Below are 19,526 nucleotides of genomic sequence, written 5' to 3' on the forward strand. Positions count from 1 at the left end.
CAAAGCCTGCCTTCGCAGGCTAAAAGTTTGATAGCCTGCGAAGGCAGGCTTCGTATTTCTAGCCCCACCCTTATAGGGTGAGGGCGTTTTTGCACATTTGGGATGCTCCCGCAAACTTTCTCTTAGAGGCTAAAGCTAAACCAATCAGTGCAATACCTAATAATGTTCCTGGTTCCGGAACTCTCTCTAAGCGAACGTTATCAATGTAAGAACCGTAAGTATCTTGCGAATCATTCTTGACATCATAGTCAAATTGCAAGCGAGACAATTTACTGTTGGCAACAATATCAACCGTATACTGTAACCAATTTGTTTTATCACCACCTGCACCACCGGAAATAGTCTGGTTGAGTACGTTACCAAACAGAACATTAAAGTTATTTTCTGTTGCTTCTGTCTTAGGGCGTGGTGAATAGAAAAATGATAGGCGGTATTTACTACCAATTTCGGTAGCAATATCCTGAAAAATACCGATTTTGTCTTGATTTTTATAGTTATGGCTATCCAATTCTGTCAATTGGTTCCCATCTTGAGCCGCGCCAGCTGCTCCCCTTTGAATTTCAATTTTGCCACCGGTGGTAGCCTTCCAACCTAAAATCTCATCGTATGTTTTCCAACCGCCGTTGTTGATGTCTGTACCACCAGTAAGTAAGGTTTGTTCAAAGCTACCATTAACTACCAGATTGGCAGCAGCTGCAGGCTTAACTTGGCTAACACTCAAAACTGAACAAACAACAACACCAGCAACTGATAGTTTCTGAAGACTAGCAGGAATAAATTTCATATCGGTAGATTGGCTTAATAAAAGTCTAGTCATGTAGAAAGAAAATTCAGCTATTTATCGTCTCCAACTGTTTTTTCTCTACATTCATTAACCCAGCACTTATATACGGAAGCAAAAGCGCTTAGAAAGTATATTTTATAACTTTTTTATCAAAATAATAGTAAAAATAAAAGTTTTACTAAGTGACGAAAAACTTGATTTTATCTATAATTAACTAATAATAATTTCGTTAATATTACTTAAGCGTTTGTAGTGATATCTTGCACCAAGATACATGAATATCAAAACAATGAGTACGTGTAAGAGGCAGCAAATGTTGAATCTTCAGTTCATAGGTACAAATTTAGCATTCTTCCCAGTTAAAGATCGCCTAATACTTATAATATTTAATACAAGTGCTTATTAGGTTTAGTGATTTCAGCTTGATTACAACATCCTGATTACGGATATTCAGCTAATGGTAATTTAAATTGCATCATTTTTATGGTAGTTTACTCAAGCGCGATCGCTTTGCCCATGCAAAATAGGCATGGTAAATAATCCCCATGCTAAACCTGTAATTAATCCAAATGGTGTAACCAAATAATTATTAAAATCCCACCAGCCTAAAACCTGGGCGGCTAATTCCACAGGATAAGCCATCATCAAAACAATGGCTAAGGCGACACCATTCCAGCCATACTGACTTAACCAATAAAAACCTTTACCCCCAGTTACCCCATACAACAACCGCGTTATCAACAAACCACTGACAGTCCCGTAACAACGCATACATACTGCCATGATATGTGGTGGCGCTAAATCTAAGCCCATATCGGGTTGGGGACAGACATGAACGCCCATAAAATAAATAATATTGGCAATTACTCCCAATAGCCACGATCCAGAGGCAGCAAGAAAGGGAGCGGCTAGCGGGCCTATGACCATACCCGCTAGCAGAAAATCAGCGATCGCACTTACCCAATTAATTTGCAACTCTCGTTTGAAAGCTACTCTCATAACTCCCTTTCTTTGCGCCTTTGCGTGATACTTTTCTTAACGTACCACTGCCCGATAAGGACTTGTCAACTTATCAAGCTGCTGGGTTAACAGACTGAGGAATAATCCCACATCTGTCACCACACCCACCGATTCAATTGAACCGCGATCGCTTAATTTGGTGACGACAGCCGGATTAATATCCACGCATACCATTTTCACCCCAGCCGGAGTCATATTTCCCACGCCAATGGAGTGGAGCATACTCGACAGCATCAAAATCATCTCCGCACCTGCTAGATTTTCGGCGTATTCCTGCTGTGCTTTGAGTAAGTCCATTTGGGTGTCGGGTAAAGGCCCGTCATCGCGAATCGAGCCAGCGAGGACAAAGGGGACATGATTTTGTACGCATTCATACATTACCCCACTCTTAATTACGCCAGCTTCCACAGCTTTAGCAATACTGCCATGACGGCGAATGGTATTAATTACCTTCAGGTGATGACGATGTCCGCCACGCACGGCGACACCCCGCTTCATATCCACACCGAGAGATGTTCCCATCATATTTTGCTCGATGTCATGAACAGCGATCGCATTTCCGCCTAATAAAGCTTGGACATATCCCTCACGAATCAACCTTGAGAGATGTTCGCCGCCACCAGTATGAATTACCACAGGCCCGGCTGTGACAACTACTTTACCACCAGCATCACGAATTTTACGTAATTCCCAAGCTACTTGTTCTACCACTAATTCCACCCGGCGCTCGCTGGAAACCCCAGCAGACATAAAGCTGAATTCTTGGGCGTTGCGCTGTTCCCGCGATTCGGTTTTGCGGATGGTGCGGATACCTTGGACATCGACAATTACCTGTTCGCCTACTTCTAAATCCCGTAAGATTTTACACTTAGCAACGTAACCATTAGCAGATCGAGTAATTGCGATCGCGCCATCCATACGCTGATTTTGCACCTTCACCCACTCACCATGAATCCGCACTTCAGTGGGATAAATTGTACTCACATAAAAATCATCTGGGGCGACACCAGTTTGAATTACAGGCTCTAGCTTCGCATCTCGCTCATCTTGGGGCAAGTCTACCGCACCCAAATCGATTAACTGCGAGATAATTTCTTCCATCACCTCATGGGATGGTGCTGATACCTTAACTTCAGCTGCTGAGGTACTTTGGCGCTGTTCTCCCAAGTCAAAATTCAGAACCTGGAAACTACCACCTGTATCAACAATCAAGTCTAAAGCGCGGTTAATCAAGCCAGAATCAAGCAAATGCCCTTCTAAGCGGATAATCCGACTTTCCACAGACACATTTGCATGAACTTCATCCCTGACTGGTTCAGTTACCCGCAGAGTCAGACATTTAGCCGCACCACCAGCTTTGAGGAATTCTGTTAGCGGTGTTTCAATAATTTGGAAACCGACATTTTTCAAGCGAGATTTTAAACTATCACTCGCCTTGTTCATAATCACGATGCTGTCTACATTCACCGCATTACAGGCGAAATTCACCGCATCAGCTTCTTCTATTGCAATGCGTTTTTCTGCTGCTACCCGCATTTCAATTAAGCGGTTAGAGTAGGAATCAAACGCACCGGGGTAATAAAGTAAATAACCGTTAGCTAAAGGACAGAAGCAGGTATCTAAATGATAAAAACGCTCATCAATTAGCCGTAGGGATAGTACTTCAATATCTAGCCACTTCGCCAAGTAGGGGTGAGAATCCAATTCTGAACGGAAGCCATAACCAGCCCATAACCAGCGTCCTTCTCGATCTAGTAGGGCGTCTCCCGCACCTTCAAAAGGTAAATCTTTGGGGAGAACATGAACTGTGTAACCATTGGCTTCAAACCATTTTTGGAAATAAGGCTCTTCTCCCTGGCGTTCTTTGTGTAAAAAACGACTCAGAACAACATTATCGCCCAACACCAAGCCAGCATTAGCGGTAAATACCATGTCAGGCCAGCCTTTTTCCGGCGGGACTAAATCGACAATGGCGTGTTCTTTAATTACGTGGTAGAGTTTTTGCCACTGTTCCACAGCGCGATCGCGCGATGATTTATGGATATTCCCTTCCATCCAGGGATTAATCACATAGTCCACATCGTAGTGGTCAGGAGCGCACATCAAAAAGCGAATCGGGGAAGTCATAAAAATCTTACAAGCGTTGAGATGCTACAAGTTCTTTTAGATACAGACTCTTGCTGTACTATTTTGTCAACTTTGCTACAAAATGTCTGTATTCTGCTAGTTCAATCCGATACAAAAGTTTGCTGTTACTTTTTCTCTTAGCTAACGAAATCCAGTGCAGAAAAGGCACATAAAAGTTCAGGTGTCAAATCACCCAAGGAATAATGGTACAAAACCAAAAGTTCAGTGTGGTGACATTGTAGCGCTAATTGGTTCAGGGAAATAAATATGACAAACTTAAAATTTACAGTTGATGACGATCCCCAGCCAGAGGATATTCGTACTGTCATCAATCAACTTATTGAGTACAATAATGCTCAACAGATAGAAAAAGATGTATACCAACCTTTAGCAGTTTTTATCCGCGATCCAAACCAGGAAATTGTCGGGGGTTTAGTTGGTAAAATTCAGTGGGGATGGTTATTTATTTCTCACTTGTGGGTGCTGGAAGCATTGCGAAATCAAGGATATGGAAAAGAACTCATGCTGCAAGCAGAAAGCGCAGCTAAACAACGCGGTTGTAGTTACGCTTATCTAGATACATTTAGTTTTCAATCCTTGGGTTTTTACCAACGCCTTGGTTATCAAATATTTGGCGTTCTCGATAATTTCCCACCTGGACATCAAAGATATTTTTTAAAGAAAGAAATTTAGCTATTTGTAGTGAAAGCTAATGAGATTGCTTTGATGACAAAAATTATTTTACAAAAACAATTTTTAATAAACAAGAATAAGTCAATTGTCAATAGTAATGGTTTTCAGTGTCTTGACGTTAATATTCAGCAATTTTCAGGTATATAGACCAAGCTGTAGGGGCATGGCACTGCCATGCCCTCTAAAATATATTGATGTGCTGCTTTTATTGACCTGTAAACTCTCTGAGTATAAACATTGCTTGTGGAGGAATTTTTGTCACTAGACGAATAGGAAAGGCTTGAGTTGAAGCAAACTGCGCATAATCTGGTGTGAGAAAAACCGCGTATTTTTCAGCATCAGGAGTTAGTTGTGCAGCGAAAGATAAAGCGATCGCTTGCAAATATTTACGAATATCAGCAGCTTGCTCGCCAACTACCTCACCACCAGATAAAGGAGTATTGAGTCTTTGCTCTTGATCTAAGGTGGTACTGGGATCTTTAACGCTTAAATGGGTACCTCCCAGCACACCAACTAACCATTTAGGAGATGGCATTGCTGTAAATCCGATAAACTGTTCTGGTAAAGCGGGAACAGTTTTATCCGCAGAAGCAGCCCAGATTAAAGTAGGTACTTGCAACTTACTCAAACCATTTTTACCAAATATTAAAGATGTCGTGGGACTGAGAGCGATCGCTCTTTTAATTCTGCTATCCCCTAATTGATATCGATTGGCTGGTAATTCTTGCGCCACACATTGTAATGTTTCCCCAAGACTCAAGCCAGTAACATTCTTTTTACATCTTTGCTTGAGATTTTCGAGTTGTAACTCAGCACCAGCAATAGCTAAAGCAGTACCGCCACCAAAAGAATAACCAATTACCATCGCGTTATCAGCCGCAATCTTACCTTGTAATGGCTGATTTGGTTTTTGGTTGAGTTTTTCTAGTTCATCGAGGACAAAACTAATATCCTTGGGACGTTCTAAAAACTCTTGAGGTTGGAGCAGTCTCGTATTATTTTTAATTGCTAAATCAGTATGTGTTGCATTACTTCCCGGATGTTCTAATGCCACCACAATATAACCGTGGGATGCTAAATGTTCTGCGAGGTAGCGCATATCTGTACGCACCGAACCAAAACCGTGACTGAAGACAATTACAGGTTTTTCTATGCTAGAAGCATTTGACCAATAAATATCAGTGGGGATTTTGCGGTTACGTTTTTGGTCATTTAACTGCAAACTCAAAACCTGGAATTGCTCGTTTCCGCGCAAACCGGGATCGAAGGGAAAAGATAATTGGGATGTAGTGGGGTTAAATTGCGGCGCGATCGCTAGCATAAACTGTTGCGTTAGCCAAAAGCCAGAGTTTAAATTACTCGCAACTGCAAATACTTGGGGTAAATTAATTTCTAGGCGTTGGCTAGGATAGGCTTTAATAAACGAAAGTATCGAAAGACCTTGAGGTGCAGTAGAGCCTAAAACAAATCCTGCTCTCAGTGCTTGTGCGCCGGCTTGGTCTTTTCTCACCAAAGCTGTTGCTAAATCGTTGAGAATCGTTGTCCCTATTTGGGTATTCAGCAATCGACTAATAGTCACCACATTGAGTGGTAGCTTAGTTCTCAGCGCTCCTAAGATGAAGTTACGGTCTCGTTCTGATAGCTTGTTGGTAAAAGATTCCAAGTTTCTGGGGAATTTTCCCGTTTCTGCTGCTGTTTGTAGATCCGCCACTGAGATTGATTCTGCAAACAGACCAAATCGCACCACAACTGTATCAGCAGCTGTTGCAGAGTTATTTACCCCCAAAATTTGAGCGATCGCTAATGCACAAAACCAACCTGTAATAGTTTGGAAACTTTCCCTAATTCTTCCCATTAACATCTTTATTTCCCACGCTTAGGGGAATATAACTGATATTCGTGCCTTTTACTACCCATATTGTAAAAAATCTTAGCAGCAGACCAGAGGCTAGGGAAGAAGGGCAAGGAAGGCAAGGGAGACAAGGAGGACAAGGAAGACAAATGACAATTGTACAGACGCGATTCATCGCGTCTCTGACTAATGACCAATCAGTGTTGAATGCCACAAAAATTTAGTTAATTATCACTTATTTTAAGAATGTAACCCTGCTGAAAAAATGATTGCGATCAGAGCCTTATTTTGGTAAATTGCGGCTCAAATTACTGATTAATTTTCTATTACCAGTTTCATCTACTGACACACTTCATAAATTTAATAAATACTCATTGTTGACTTTATGCACCGTCAACTTATCTATGTCTTAGTCTTCATTGTTTCTCTAAGTACTGTAACTTTGTTGTGGCCTGTAAATGATTCTCAATGTAATTCAGAAGCTTTCCTCGCATCAAATATCCAGAAATTTCAAGTACAAGCTACTAAAGTTGTTGTCCAACCTTGGTTAGGCGAACATAATGTATATGGTATATTCATGGTTCCCGATAAATATAAACAAGCGCCATTTTTTGTATTAACTGTAAAAGGATTTGGCCATGAATGTTCCAAACCTTTTGGCTATGGTCAAAAATATGATGATATCTCTGCCCACCCTGGTACACATTTAGTCAGAGATTACATCAGAACTCGGACTGCAATGCGGCTCATGCTACAAGGTTTATATTGGCAAATTAACGATAAACAAAACTGGACTCTAACCTATCCGGAAATTCAAGCTAATCAATCACGAAAAAATGTCACAACCAAATATGGAAGTTTCTCTTAAGAGTCAAGAGTCAATAGTCAATAGTCAATAGTCATTTGTTAATCCTATTTTCAATTTAGGGTTTGAGCTGATCGCGAACTTAGGTGATATAGCTGTAGTCACATAGGTTAGGACATCTTGAAAGCGTGAATAATAGGAATAGCAAGAGTTTTACCTTCTGCCTCCTGCCTCCTGCCTTCTGCTATATTAGCTATTCGTACAATAATTAGGGTTGTAATAACCAAAAAATTTTTGTAGAGCATAAATTGTATTCATTACTGCTGCTAATTCTGTGTAATCTTGAGTTTCTTCTAACATACGTAACAGCGCAGATAATGATTCTGGAGCAACAATTTTGCCTAAAGCCGCGATTGTATTTGTACGCACTTTCGAGTTTTCATCTGTTAATGCCACAATGAGTTCTGGAATTGCAGATTTTGCACTAATTTCTCCTAAAGCAAAAGCAGCATGGGAACGAATGTTAAAATTGCGATCGCTCAGAGCCTGTCGTAATATTTCTATACATTCTTCAAAACCGATTTTTCCCAAAGCCTGAGCAGCATTCAAACGCACCCAAATATCAGCATCGCTCAAAGCTTGCTGTACAGCCAACACTGCGCTTGCTGTTTGGATTTTACCTAATGCTTCGACAACAAGCGATCGCACGCCTGCACTCTCATCGTTTAATGCTGCAATTAGCGCTGTTGTTGCTGATTCCGCACCAATTTTACTCAATCCCTCAGCTGCTGACCAACGTACCGCAGAATTTTCATCGCTCAAAGCCTGTATTAATCCCGCTACTGCTGACTCTGTACCAAGACTCCCTAATTGTTCAGCCGCACAGCGATGTACTCCAACATATTCATCGTTCAATGCTTGTTGCAACAATTGTATTACCGCCTCAGAACCAACTTCACCCAATTTTTTAACTGTGCTAATCCGAACTGATTCGTCTTCATCTTGTAAAAGTTGTTCCAGGGTTACCAAGTCTAGCTGAGAGTTGCTTTGATTGACTTGCTGCTCATCTTCATCACTTGTATTTAATGGCACTGTGGCGATGCTGGCTTTTGCATTAATCGCATCCAACACCATAGTCGCATCTGCACGCACGTAATCATCATATTCTTCATTTTCAACAAACTTTAGGAGTTCCGGCACAATCTCCGGAGTAGCAATTGGAATCAGAATATTAGCCGCAGTACTGCTAAAATCTGACCAATCGAAATATTTCAGACACCAACTCATTAGCGCTTGTCTCGCAGACTCAGAATTGATATTTCCTAAAGCCTGTGCTGCTTCTACGCAGGTTCCTGATATTTCATAGTCATACCTCTGTTCGTCGTTGATAATTTCTGTGAGTGCTAGCACTGCTGCTTCTGTGCCAATTTCTGCTATTGCTGGAGTTATCAGAAATGCATAGTCTTCGTCATCATTCAAAGCATTGACTAGAAAGGAAATCGCTGCATCAGTTCCAGTCATACCCAAAAGCTTAAATAAAAATGCTGGATAAACATCAGTATCTAGCAGTAAATCTACTGTAGTGCTTTGTAACTCGGGCTTCACTGCTCCTGCAAGTTTGGCTCCTAGACACAAATCTACTTCTAGGGCTAACTTCACCACTCGTAATGCAGTCTCATCATCTACTTTTGGTAAAATTAGCGCGATCGCTTCTGTCCATTTCCAGGAGTTCAAATACTCAACCTGTAATTCGCGATCGCTTAAAATCTGTAACTGTTGGTATAAAATTTCTGCTGTATCATCTGCTGGAGACATAACTTCCGGTGAATTATATCTTGTAGTATATAAATACTATACAAGGTTGCTAAATACACCACTTCATTAATTCATAGCAAATTAGCTTGGAAAATACTCTGCGAAACTTTGCGCTAACCTCCGTGTTCCTTTGCGTTTAAAACAGCACTCAAGCCCTGACTAAAAATTAATTTACACATTGCAAAATATAGTTAGATAACTCACAAAATCCTTCTCCTTCCGCCTCATGCGTCACATAAGCAGGCTGATGCTTTAATTGATGAATATATGCCAAAACATTGGCGACACCAAAAGACAAGGGAAAATAATCGCGATTAAATAAACTTTCATCATTCGGACTATCGCCGACTGTGACAACTTGGTCTAATGAATATTCTGGCCAATATTGCTGCAATATTTGTAACAATCCAGTAGCTTTATCTTGGTTTTGGGGTTTGATGTGACATTGCACGCTACTGTAAGTAAATCCCCACCCCATATCATGACAAAGATGGCTAAGAGTTTGGATTTCATGAGGAGTTAATCCAGCTACATCAAAAGTCCAGTCGGTGATGCGAAAGCGATTATCCGCAGATTCTTGAATTTGGGGAAATTTAGTTTGTAATTCCCCAAAAGCCGCAGCTAATTGCTGACGATGGCTAGCTAAATCAGAAATTGGTGTTAAGGGAATTGGGCGATCGCTTCCTGCAATGTAAAAAAGGCCACCATTTTCCGCTACTGCACCCACTACTGGCATTAAACTACTAATTCCACTCACCCAACCCGCAGAACGACCAGTAACAATTAACACATTTATTTTTGCTGCTGCTAAATGCTCTAAAGCTTGCAGCAAGTGATTTGTGAATTTTCCTTTACTGGTTAAAGTACCATCCATGTCTGTAGCAATCAGCCGAATATTTTTCCAGTCAATGGATTTGGCTTGAGACAGGGGTACAGTATTTATCAAAACTTCACCAGATTGGTTAGGGTATATGTACATATACGAATTTGTCAAAGGGGTGCTAAAAAACAGTAATAATACCGCAAAATTGCAACCAAAATTTGGGCATCCTATACATCAGGAATAAATTTTTTCTGTTTGCTAAGTATGTCAAATTTGATATTTATGGCGGCACCATCGCCAAAGCCAAAAAAGGCTGTTCAGGAAGTACCCGCTAATAATTCACAAATCACACCAATACTATTGTTAGGTTGTGGCGGATTAGCTATAGCATTAATTGCTGTGATTGTTTACGGCAAAGTATTGATGGCTCAGTTAGAGAAAAAACTTAAATTTGAGCAATTTCGGACGCGGGAGCTAGAAAAAAAGTTTAAATTAGCCCTAGACACAATCCGCAAAATGGAAACAAATCCCGACTTAGTCAACTCACGGGACTTTAACTTAGACTATCTGCGGATGCGGATGTCAGAAGAAGTATTTCATTTTGCGATCGTTAATCAAATTAAAATCCAAGTTAAGGAAAAAATTTCTCAAGCTTTGCGGCCAAGTCAATCCCAACAGGGGATGGTAGGAATTGCTAGTAATACAGGACGCCAAGTGGATGAAATGTTTGATGTTGAGTATGAAACTGGTACTCCACCAAATATTGCCAAGCGAGTACTATTTCGCGTGCAAATTAGATTAATGAAGTTACCAACACAAGCGACTTCTGCGACTATTAGTCAAATTATTGATTGTATTGAAACTTACCTCAGTCCCACCGATGATGAAGATACTTGGCAACCAACAATTCAAGGAAGGGTTGCTCACATGCAGTGGGATCAAAAGGCTAAACCTACGCCTCTATTAGTACTTGAGCAATCAAATGAAGGGGTGAATGTCACATTTAGGACTAGCCGTCAAGCGAATGCTCCCAAAAATTTGCAGGAGTCGATGATTAAAGAATCCCGTTCTGTTAAATAATTACTATTACCTCTGGCAAGTAAGTCAAAAGTCAAAAGTCAAAAGTCAAAAGTCAAAAGTCAAAAGTCAAAAGTCAAAAGTCAAAAGTCAAAAGTCAAAAGTCAAAAGTCAAAAGAATTATCTTCTGAACTTTTGCAACATTGGCAATAGTGTATTTATTTACGCTGCGTTGTACTAGATAATTACCAAGGTTTTCGGGTTGCAGATGCAGTTTTATGATTTTGAGGAGTTCTGATTCCTGGCGATACCTTGGGAATTACGGGTTAAAAGACCATCTTCCATTTCCACAATGCGATCGGCTATATCCAAAATCCGATTATCGTGGGTGACTAACAAAATCGAGGTTCCTTGCTCTTTAGCAAGACTCTGCATAATTTCTACAACATCACGCCCAGATTGCTTATCTAAGGCGGCTGTGGGTTCGTCTGCTAGTACTAACGGCGGATGATTTACCAACGCCCTAGCGATCGCAACTCTTTGTTTTTGACCCCCAGATAGATTATCTGGATAGTAATTCATTCTGTCTTGTAAGCCAACTGCTTTGAGCATCGCTTCTGATTTAGCGATCGCTTGACTTTGGGCAATTTCGTCATTTAACTCTACTGCCATTTGTACGTTTTGTCTGGCAGTTAAAAAACCCAGCAAATTATGCGCTTGAAAGATATAACCAATTTTGCGTCTAACTTGTACTAATTTATTTTGACTCGCACCTAATAATTCTGTTCCCAAAAATTTCAGACTTCCCTCTTGTACAGACCTTAAACCACCAATTAAGCTCAATAATGTGGTTTTCCCTGAACCTGAAGGGCCAGTCATAATTACAATTTCACCAGGATAAATTTCTAGGTTAATGTCAAATAAAATTTGTCTTTTGAGTACGCCTTTACCATAGTAATGATTGAGATGTTTAATGGCAATTACAGGCTCGGAGTTGATCATAAATTAATTACCTAGAATTTAGTTTTTCCTGGCTATAGGTTTTGAAAATAAATTCTCACTTATTAATAATAAAGTATTCTTTTTGAGAAGTATTGAGCATTTATAATTATTTTATATCTGTTATTTTGTCAAAATAGCAGCATCCGCCTTTGTTTAACTTATTTGATTTAAAAGATATCTGCTGGATCGGCAGAACGTAATTTACGCACAGCGATCGCCCCAGAAATAAAACACATTAATATAGTCAAAATTAACACTAATACAGCCCGATCGAGACTCATGAATACTGGTAGCAAAGTAGCTTCCCTGGCAGTTTTATACATGAATAAAGCAAAAAGAAATCCTGGTAAATAACCCATTAAAGCTAAGATTAACGCTTCTTGCAAAATCACATTTAATAAGTAATTTTGTGTATAACCTATTGCCTTTAAGGTTGCATATTCAGCTAAATGATCGGCAACCTCTGTATACAGAATTTGATAAACAATTACGGTTCCCACAATAAAACCCATAATTGTACCCAAGGTAAAAATAAACCCAATCGCCGTACTAGTAGCCCAGTAATTACGCTCAAAATCGATAAACTCTTGTTTAGTTAAAACATTGATATCTTTAGGTAAATAATTTCTTAAATCTTCAGCTACAGCACTTGTATTTGCACCTGGTTTTAATTTAATCACACCAATATCAATTAAACCCCGTTGGCGGTTGCTAAATATCCTTAAGAAATTAACATCACTGGTAATTAAATTACCATCGGCTCCAAATGAAGCACCTAAAGTAAATAATCCACCTACTTTGATGCGTCGTCGCCTAACTTCTGCGGTTACAGTTTTACCTGCGTCAATATTTGCTGCAATTGGCCCGTATTCCAAACGCGAAGAACGGTCATATAAAACAACATCAGGTAATTTTAATTGCTCGATATTTTCTTGAATTCCAGGTAAATTAAATATATTAACTTCTGGATTAAATCCAAATATTAAAATACTGCGAGGGCGACCTGTTTCGGGATTTTTCCAGCTTGTATAGTCTAAATATATAGAATGTACTGATTGCACTGTTGGTAAATCTAAAGCTCTATATAACCGTCGTTGAGAAAAACTTTTCATCGACAATACAGCATTAGATTGGCTATTAATTAAAATAATATCGCCCTGCAAACTTGTATGGAAGCGAACGTTACTATAATACAAAGCATCGCGAAACCCAAGTTGCATAAACATCAAGATATCAGCAAAGCCAATACCTGCCAGAGCCACGGTTAAACGAGTTCTTTCCCTGGTTAATTGCAGCCATGATAAAGGAATTTTCTTGTTAGGATTTGAAAATTGAAAAATACTAATGAATTGTTTAAGCATTGAGTATTGATTTGTAATTCGTAATTCGTAATTCGTAATTACTTTTTTACTTAGATGTTCATAAATGTACAATAGGCGATTTATTTAAATGCCCAGTTAAACCCTTACTCATAACAAATGACAAATGACTAATGACCAATGACAAATGACCAATAACAAAACCTATTATTTGCTAATTTCTACAACAACTTTGGCATAGGTTAAGCCTGCAACTTTTGCACTATCTTCTGGAGTTAAGGCAATTTTTACTTCTACAACTCTGGCATCTACATCAGCAGCCGGATCTGTATTTAAAACATCTTTCTTGCCAATTTTTCTGCCAATTTCTGTGACGCTTCCTCGTAATTCATGACTAAAAGCGCCATTATCACTAGTAACAGTTACATTTTGACCGAGACTGATTTTACCAATAGAATCTTCAGGGACTTCAGCAATCACAATCATCTGATCGGTTTGTCCAAGTTCAGCAATTCCCATTTGATTAATGGCTTCTCCTGTCTTGGTATGAATTTTTAAGATTTCTCCATTAATGGGCGCTCTAACATAGCTTAATTTGAGTTCTGCTTCAGCTTTTCTCACCATTGCGATCGCATTACTCACTTGAGCTTGCGCCATCTGTACATCAGCCGGACTGACTTCTATCAGTCGTTTGAGTTTAGCTCTTTCTTCGTCGATTTGTCTTTGTAAAGTAGCTACAGTTTTATCGCGGTTAACTTTAGCTTCAATTAATTGCTGTTGTAAGGTGGATAAGGTTTTCACCAAATTTGCTCTCGCTTCCGCAATTTGTTGGCGTAAAGTTGCAACAGTTTGTTTATAAGTCGCTTGGCTTTCCGCAACCTGCTGATTGCTGGTAACTGCACTTAAGCGTCTTCTATCTCGTTCTTGCTGGGAAATTGCGCCTTCTCGGTACAACATCTCATAACGTTGCGCATCAACTTGGGCGTTACGCTGTTCAGCTTGTATACGGGTGACAGTAGCTCTTAAAGTATCTTTTTGTCCGCTCAGTTCCGCCTCTAAACGGTTAATCATGGCTTGTTGAGCCATTTTTTCACCACTTAATTGCGCCGCAATCCGCGCGATCGTGGCTTGCTGTGCATCCCTTTCACCGCGTAACTGAGCTTCTAAACGTGCAATTACAGAATTTTGGGCTTGAATATCTCTGGGTGAACCGGCTCTTACTTGTGCTAAATTTGCACGAGATTCTTGCAATTTTGCTTTTGCTTCTTCCAGTGCGGCTGTTTGGGTGTCGTGGTTATCTAAAATCGCAACTACTTGACCTTGCTTGACTTTATCACCCTCTTGAATCAAGAGTTTTTGTACTCGCGATGCAGATTGTAGCCCCCCCATTGGCGCAGATAATTTAATTACTTCGCTTTGTGGCTCTAAATGACCAACAGCAGTTACACTGTTAGCCATCGGCCTGATGGATACAGAAGAAGCTAACTTTCTTAATTGTTCAACTTTGGCTGTACCGAGTACCCCAGCAGCGATTACTATTGGTAGGGCTACAGCAATACTCCACCAAACTTTAGGTTGCTCAACTGATTGCTCCGCGAGCTTTGGCCTTTCAGTCACCCTTGACATGATATATTGCCCGTTTATCTGAATTGTGCTGATGGAAGGAAAAGCAAAGCGTAATTTGTAATTCGTAATTCGTAATTATAGAATTCGCACAGAATCGAAGTGTTAAAGTTTGAATCTGTGAAATATTTCTCAATAATTACTATTACGCTTAGTCGAATTATTCTCTAGCGCATTAACCTTGATATATTTGTAGCGATCGCTTTATTACTTCAAAGCCAAATGACTGAAGTACTGATTAAGAAAGTAATTACTGAAGGTAGCAATTACGAATTACGAATTACGAATTATCTTGACATATTCTGTGATGTTGAAAGTGTATTGTATTTGCAAAAATCTCTAGACTTTAGCAGTTTTTATCGTTGTGATAGATGCTGTGATTTTTAGATAATGTTGTAGAGTTTCGCCAAGCTAAAATTACAGTTTTTCTGTTCAATAAACTGTATTAGCTTTAATTAACAAAGATAACTAACTTTCTTTGGTGTAGATATCCAAAGAATTCGTTTATCTAATGTTTTTAACTTAGATAATGAAAATTGAAAAAATACCTCATTTGTAGGATGTGTCAGGAAATAATACATCTGCTACATTCTCAATCTCTAGGACTGACGCACCCTACGCAGTTGAGTTATTGACTGTTTTTGAATCACTCCATCAAACTTTGCTTAACTGAATTCTACATTCATCAGTTACGGGAAAACGTAACAGAACCTACAGATGGCAAATGAGAGGAATAAGGGAAACAACTCAGTTATTCACGAAAAAATTTCACGACCAAGTATGAAAAACTCCATCCCCCTGTGGGTGGATTTTTTGGGCATGGGAAATAACATACCAATGCCCAAAGCCCCAAGCAGCAGGGCGCACACCCTATGCATCCACGATCATTGAGTTTTCCGCCGCTTTCAATAAACTTATGTAAAGTTATCAAACGGCTACTTTTCAATAGTATTATTTATTTTGTATCCTTAGTTACAGAAATATTTTGATATTGCCCCTTAGCTATGAAACTAGATTCTCACAGACCACATTTTGCAACACAATTCAGAAGGCGGAATCTGGATGTTACTACTCCCTCTTGCAGCATTAAGAGGTTACCACAGAGGCTGGGAACTTCTCGTTGGGTGAAGCTGCTACAATTCCCCAATCCATATAGTTTTGATGAAGCGCTGTTATTATGCCAGGTTTCGGATGATGAGTGGGTAGCTTGGATTCCCGATCATGGGGAAGTAATCCTCCATTCAGGGGAGTTTAGTTATTAGTCATTTGTCATTTGTCATTTGTCATTTGTGACTGCCAGAAGTCAACGACGTTGTATCCTAGTTCTTTGAGCATGTGGCGCAGCAGGGGTAAGCTAAGACCGATGACGTTGCTGTGACAACCAGAAATTTTTTCGACAAATAAACTACCGAAACCTTCCAGCGCAAAAGCACCAGCACATTTGAGGGGTTCGCCTGTAGCTACGTAAGCTTGAATATCGCGATCGCTCATTTGCGCGAAGTAAACTCTAGTTACCTGACATTTAGTGACAGTGCGGTTTTGCGTCAAGTCTATTAAAGTATGACCAGTGTAGAGATCGCCAAAATTACCTTGCATAATCTGCCAACGAGCGATCGCTTCTTGCGGGTTAGCTGGTTTACCATGAATTTGACCGTTCACAGCCAAAACCGAATCACAACCCATAATCAAAGCTGATTCAAATTGGGGAATCACAGTTTCCGCTTTGCGTTGCGCAAGAGTTTGCACCAACTGATTGGGATCGTCTAATTGAATTTGCGATTCATCAAAATCGCTTGGATAAACTATGGGTTCAATCCCAACACTTTGCAATAAACGTCGTCGCGCTGGCGAAGCAGAAGCAAGTACAAACTGCGGAATTTTCATAGAAAATTATCAAGTATGAATTAAAGCTTTAACTTAGAGGCTAGAGGCTAAGGATAAGGACGGTAAATAAAAATACTCAATGCCCCATGCCCCATGCCCCATGCCCAATAATTAATAAACTGAGAACGAACTTACAGCCTCGTCTATAGCATTTTTAAGTTTCTGCCAACGTCTTTCGGGAACTGAAGCATTAAAAGTAAAAAGTTTACCCCTACTGACAGCAACACTAGCAAGATTGTGTCGCTGTTGATTATTGGGTAATTTCACCAGATACTCTAGTAAATAGTAAATTTTACCATTCACTTCTTGTTGAGCAGCATTGACTAATTCAGCTGTCCGACCGGAATCTGGGGGAGCGAGAGCCGCCTTACCTAATTTATACCCAACTTCTGTAGGTGTTCCCAGTTCTGCTAACGTTTTTCCTTCAGGAACAGGGCTAATTACTACCGAGACATTTTCACTAAGTTCTATTAAATCGTGGAACACCACATCAGGGCCGTTAGCAACTTTCACTTGCACCCAGCCATTAGGATATGAGAACTCATAGCCATTATCAGTGTTTACGAAGCTTTTGAATCCAGCCGCAGCCGCTATACCAGGATTACTTAGGCTGAAACTCAATACCAATAGCAATATTAATGCGATTCGTTTCCACATTTTTTATAAATTCCTTTGGACTGGAAGCAAAATAAAGCAAGCACAATTTCTCATTGTCCCATCAACCGGGACTCTGTTAAATAACGTATCTAGTTATGTTTGGGAATTGGTAAGGAAGACAATTGTACAGACGCGATTAATCGCGTCTCTGACAAATGACCAATGACACTATGCTTATTAGTAATGAATTACGCTGGTTTTATCCTGGCAATCTTCCAGACAATATTCAACTTTGGTTTCAGCAAAATTGTCTAATCGACCCGTTAAAATCGCCAGAAGCGCGAGAAGATGTTTATCTTTACTCGCCTGGATGTGATTATTTGGGAATCAAGCTGCGACAGGGAAGGCTGGAAGTAAAATGGCGACAAGCAGAACTTGGTGTGCTGGATTTTGGCGAATTAGTCACAGGTAAGGCGGAAAAATGGGGTAAATGGCTGTGTGAAGATTCCCAAGGTGAAAGTTTTCAACCTGGGATGGTTTTAGCTAATCCTGTATGGGTGAATGTGCATAAGATTCGCTATTCTCAGCTTTTTCAAGTTTTCGCGGATTTTTCGGTAAAAACTGTCGCCACGAATGAACGTATAGATAACGGCTGTAGTGTGGAAATTACTAATTTGACGGTTCGAGAAAATGCTTGGTGGAGTTTGGCTTTTGAAGCTTTTGGGGAAGATAGCCGCATATTGGATAATCTCAAAGCGACAGCCAATCATGTATTCCAAACTTACCAAAATTCCCAATTAGCGATCGCACATTCTTACGCTTATCCCCATTGGCTAGGAATAATTGCTCACTGATAACTTCAGAAAAAATTACCCTACAGGGTAATAGTTGATTTCATCTGATAAAAGCCAAAATTGAGCATAATAGCTGATTGATCCAGCTAATTAACTTTGACTTAAATTATCTCAGACAAAGTATAGCTGTTGATAGTTGACAGTTGACTGTTGACTGTTGACAGACTTAAAAGCTTTTTAGTTTCAGGGTTTTATCTTGGCTTGATGTCCTAATCTATCTAGCTACAGTATAAGTAAACTCTGAAACTTGCTTTGTCTCAAGCTAAAAATCTAACACTGAGAAATTCAGGATAATTACAGATGCCATTAAAAAATTACGGGGTTCTCAAATGCAAAGCTGTGGAGCGCAAACTAGGAGAAGGCCCGACTCCCCATTACCAAGTTCTAGTCACTGACGACAAAAATATTCAGTATCGCATTGCCATCAACGTTAAATCAAAACAAAGTCCGTCAGAATTACTGTACTTTGTTGATGAGAACTTTTCTCACCCCATTACTAAGGAACTACAAGAGTTAGATTTTGGCTTTAATGAGTTACCTCGTAAACCCGGAGGTGCCGCTTTAGACTATATCCGGGGTAACTTATTCGACCCAACCCAGATGAAACCTTTACCGTACAACGTTCCTGGGCCAGATAACGACCTGAACGAGTTGTTGGAATTATACATCGCACGAGCGATCGCTTCACCAGAAGCCGTACTTTACCCCTTTGGCGAAAGATGGGGCCCAGAAGTAGGCGTGAAGGATAAGTATTTTGGGTTTCTTCCTGGTAATGGTATTCATGACATCCACTTTAACCAGGGTAGCGTTGGTCAATTCCAAAAAGATAATGGTGTTTGGCAAGATGGCGGATTGTTAATTCACTATCCCGCACGCAATCAATGGGTAGGTATCTTTTTAGCCTTCCAGTCTCAATCTTTCCATACCGATGACACCACTGGTAATAGAATAGATGACGTTTCGCCAATTCCGGTAACAGGTGCAGTCCGAATTGTTGCAGCTTTAGTAAATCCAAGCGGCGATGATGTTGGTAAGGAGACAGTGACCTTAATTAACACTTCACCAGATCAAGTAGATTTAAGTGGTTGGGCGATCGCCGATCGTCTCAAACGCAAACAGCGCCTCAGTGGTACCATTAACCCAGGAGAAGCGCTGAAAGTGCCTTTAGGTAAAGACGGTATCCAATTAGATAATAATGGCGGCATTATCACCCTACTGGATAACCAAGGCATCAAAGTTGATGGTGTTTCCTATACAAAGGAAGATTCCCGCAAGCAAGGTTGGACAATAGTGTTTTGATATTGGTCAATA

General features: G+C 40.1%; 17 protein-coding genes. 6 read left to right on the forward strand and 11 right to left on the reverse strand.

The annotated features are described in order from the left end of the window. Positions 1–70: 70 nt before the first annotated feature. The 3 genes from H6G08_RS08710 to argZ form a co-directional block, all read right to left on the reverse strand. The gene (locus H6G08_RS08710; RefSeq protein WP_190540564.1) at positions 71–817 is read right to left on the reverse strand and encodes a PEP-CTERM sorting domain-containing protein; all 747 of its coding nucleotides are present in this window, start codon (positions 815–817) and stop codon (positions 71–73) included. Positions 818–1,279: 462 nt separating this feature from the next. Continuing rightward, complete coding sequence (locus H6G08_RS08715; RefSeq protein WP_190540566.1) at positions 1,280–1,783, reverse strand: DUF2085 domain-containing protein; 504 nt, start codon at positions 1,781–1,783, stop codon at positions 1,280–1,282. A gap of 36 nt (positions 1,784–1,819) precedes the next feature. Then, a complete protein-coding gene (gene argZ / locus H6G08_RS08720) occupies positions 1,820–3,931 on the reverse strand; it encodes a bifunctional arginine dihydrolase/ornithine cyclodeaminase (protein WP_190540568.1) in 2,112 nt (703 codons plus the stop codon). Between the two features lie 267 nt (positions 3,932–4,198). On the opposite strand from argZ, the gene H6G08_RS08725 reads away from it, so the two are divergent. Further along, positions 4,199–4,624 carry a GNAT family N-acetyltransferase gene (locus H6G08_RS08725; RefSeq protein ID WP_190540570.1) on the forward strand — a complete coding sequence of 142 codons (426 nt, stop codon included), beginning with the start codon at positions 4,199–4,201 and terminating at the stop codon, positions 4,622–4,624. Between the two features lie 205 nt (positions 4,625–4,829). Here H6G08_RS08725 and H6G08_RS08730 read toward each other — a convergent pair whose 3' ends face one another. Further along, positions 4,830–6,479, reverse strand: a complete 1,650-nt coding sequence (locus H6G08_RS08730) for an alpha/beta hydrolase (protein ID WP_190540756.1) — start codon at positions 6,477–6,479, stop codon at positions 4,830–4,832. 382 nt (positions 6,480–6,861) lie between these two features. Between H6G08_RS08730 and H6G08_RS08735 the strand changes: the two genes are divergently transcribed. Then, on the forward strand, positions 6,862–7,344 hold the full coding sequence (locus H6G08_RS08735) for a hypothetical protein (protein ID WP_190540572.1): 483 nt from the start codon (positions 6,862–6,864) through the stop codon (positions 7,342–7,344). Between the two features lie 186 nt (positions 7,345–7,530). On the opposite strand, the gene H6G08_RS08740 is transcribed toward H6G08_RS08735, so the two are convergent. Then, complete coding sequence (locus H6G08_RS08740; protein ID WP_190540574.1) at positions 7,531–9,096, reverse strand: HEAT repeat domain-containing protein; 1,566 nt, start codon at positions 9,094–9,096, stop codon at positions 7,531–7,533. Between the two features lie 166 nt (positions 9,097–9,262). After that, complete coding sequence (locus H6G08_RS08745) at positions 9,263–10,075, reverse strand: HAD family hydrolase (RefSeq protein ID WP_190540576.1); 813 nt, start codon at positions 10,073–10,075, stop codon at positions 9,263–9,265. Between the two features lie 108 nt (positions 10,076–10,183). Between H6G08_RS08745 and H6G08_RS08750 the strand changes: the two genes are divergently transcribed. After that, a complete protein-coding gene (locus tag H6G08_RS08750) occupies positions 10,184–10,999 on the forward strand; it encodes a hypothetical protein (protein ID WP_190540577.1) in 816 nt (271 codons plus the stop codon). A gap of 213 nt (positions 11,000–11,212) precedes the next feature. On the opposite strand, the gene H6G08_RS08755 is transcribed toward H6G08_RS08750, so the two are convergent. From H6G08_RS08755 to H6G08_RS08765, 3 genes are all read right to left on the reverse strand, one after another. Then, on the reverse strand, positions 11,213–11,938 hold the full coding sequence (locus tag H6G08_RS08755) for a DevA family ABC transporter ATP-binding protein (protein ID WP_096644540.1): 726 nt from the start codon (positions 11,936–11,938) through the stop codon (positions 11,213–11,215). Between the two features lie 167 nt (positions 11,939–12,105). Further along, positions 12,106–13,299, reverse strand: coding sequence for an ABC transporter permease DevC (gene devC / locus H6G08_RS08760; RefSeq protein WP_190540579.1), 1,194 nt, complete (start codon positions 13,297–13,299; stop codon positions 12,106–12,108). Positions 13,300–13,464: 165 nt separating this feature from the next. After that, the gene (locus H6G08_RS08765; RefSeq protein ID WP_190540581.1) at positions 13,465–14,883 is read right to left on the reverse strand and encodes an HlyD family efflux transporter periplasmic adaptor subunit; all 1,419 of its coding nucleotides are present in this window, start codon (positions 14,881–14,883) and stop codon (positions 13,465–13,467) included. Between the two features lie 1,001 nt (positions 14,884–15,884). Here H6G08_RS08765 and H6G08_RS08770 point away from each other — a divergent pair. Further along, positions 15,885–16,142, forward strand: coding sequence for a hypothetical protein (locus H6G08_RS08770; RefSeq protein WP_190540583.1), 258 nt, complete (start codon positions 15,885–15,887; stop codon positions 16,140–16,142). 7 nt (positions 16,143–16,149) lie between these two features. Here H6G08_RS08770 and H6G08_RS08775 read toward each other — a convergent pair whose 3' ends face one another. Both H6G08_RS08775 and psbP read right to left on the reverse strand, forming a co-directional pair. Beyond that, the gene (locus tag H6G08_RS08775) at positions 16,150–16,764 is read right to left on the reverse strand and encodes a Maf family protein (RefSeq protein ID WP_190540585.1); all 615 of its coding nucleotides are present in this window, start codon (positions 16,762–16,764) and stop codon (positions 16,150–16,152) included. Between the two features lie 111 nt (positions 16,765–16,875). Continuing rightward, entirely contained in the window at positions 16,876–17,421 is a 546-nt protein-coding gene (gene psbP, locus H6G08_RS08780; protein WP_190540587.1) for a photosystem II reaction center PsbP, read from the reverse strand. Between the two features lie 155 nt (positions 17,422–17,576). On the opposite strand from psbP, the gene H6G08_RS08785 reads away from it, so the two are divergent. Both H6G08_RS08785 and H6G08_RS08790 read left to right on the forward strand, forming a co-directional pair. Next, complete coding sequence (locus tag H6G08_RS08785; RefSeq protein ID WP_313941625.1) at positions 17,577–18,215, forward strand: hypothetical protein; 639 nt, start codon at positions 17,577–17,579, stop codon at positions 18,213–18,215. A gap of 300 nt (positions 18,216–18,515) precedes the next feature. Further along, positions 18,516–19,514 carry a DUF2278 family protein gene (locus tag H6G08_RS08790; RefSeq protein ID WP_190540589.1) on the forward strand — a complete coding sequence of 333 codons (999 nt, stop codon included), beginning with the start codon at positions 18,516–18,518 and terminating at the stop codon, positions 19,512–19,514. Positions 19,515–19,526: the final 12 nt, after the last annotated feature.

The organism is Calothrix anomala FACHB-343 (assembly GCF_014696435.1).
GTDB classification, from domain to species: Bacteria; Cyanobacteriota; Cyanobacteriia; order Cyanobacteriales; family Nostocaceae; genus Aulosira; species Aulosira anomala_A.

Excerpts from the sequence above, each read along its gene's own strand:
- H6G08_RS08740 (WP_190540574.1), bottom strand. The coding sequence starts at position 9,096 with ATGTCTCCAGCAGATGATACAGCAGAAATTTTATACCAACAGTTACAG.
- H6G08_RS08785 (WP_313941625.1), top strand. The coding sequence starts at position 17,577 with ATGACCAATGACACTATGCTTATTAGTAATGAATTACGCTGGTTTTAT.
- H6G08_RS08765 (WP_190540581.1), bottom strand. The coding sequence starts at position 14,883 with ATGTCAAGGGTGACTGAAAGGCCAAAGCTCGCGGAGCAATCAGTTGAG.
- H6G08_RS08715 (WP_190540566.1), bottom strand. The coding sequence starts at position 1,783 with ATGAGAGTAGCTTTCAAACGAGAGTTGCAAATTAATTGGGTAAGTGCG.
- H6G08_RS08790 (WP_190540589.1), top strand. The coding sequence starts at position 18,516 with ATGCCATTAAAAAATTACGGGGTTCTCAAATGCAAAGCTGTGGAGCGC.
- H6G08_RS08745 (WP_190540576.1), bottom strand. The coding sequence starts at position 10,075 with ATGTACATATACCCTAACCAATCTGGTGAAGTTTTGATAAATACTGTA.
- H6G08_RS08710 (WP_190540564.1), bottom strand. The coding sequence starts at position 817 with ATGACTAGACTTTTATTAAGCCAATCTACCGATATGAAATTTATTCCT.
- psbP (WP_190540587.1), bottom strand. The coding sequence starts at position 17,421 with ATGTGGAAACGAATCGCATTAATATTGCTATTGGTATTGAGTTTCAGC.
- H6G08_RS08725 (WP_190540570.1), top strand. The coding sequence starts at position 4,199 with ATGACAAACTTAAAATTTACAGTTGATGACGATCCCCAGCCAGAGGAT.
- H6G08_RS08770 (WP_190540583.1), top strand. The coding sequence starts at position 15,885 with ATGAAACTAGATTCTCACAGACCACATTTTGCAACACAATTCAGAAGG.
- H6G08_RS08735 (WP_190540572.1), top strand. The coding sequence starts at position 6,862 with ATGCACCGTCAACTTATCTATGTCTTAGTCTTCATTGTTTCTCTAAGT.
- argZ (WP_190540568.1), bottom strand. The coding sequence starts at position 3,931 with ATGACTTCCCCGATTCGCTTTTTGATGTGCGCTCCTGACCACTACGAT.
- H6G08_RS08750 (WP_190540577.1), top strand. The coding sequence starts at position 10,184 with ATGTCAAATTTGATATTTATGGCGGCACCATCGCCAAAGCCAAAAAAG.
- H6G08_RS08775 (WP_190540585.1), bottom strand. The coding sequence starts at position 16,764 with ATGAAAATTCCGCAGTTTGTACTTGCTTCTGCTTCGCCAGCGCGACGA.
- H6G08_RS08755 (WP_096644540.1), bottom strand. The coding sequence starts at position 11,938 with ATGATCAACTCCGAGCCTGTAATTGCCATTAAACATCTCAATCATTAC.
- H6G08_RS08730 (WP_190540756.1), bottom strand. The coding sequence starts at position 6,479 with ATGGGAAGAATTAGGGAAAGTTTCCAAACTATTACAGGTTGGTTTTGT.
- devC (WP_190540579.1), bottom strand. The coding sequence starts at position 13,299 with ATGCTTAAACAATTCATTAGTATTTTTCAATTTTCAAATCCTAACAAG.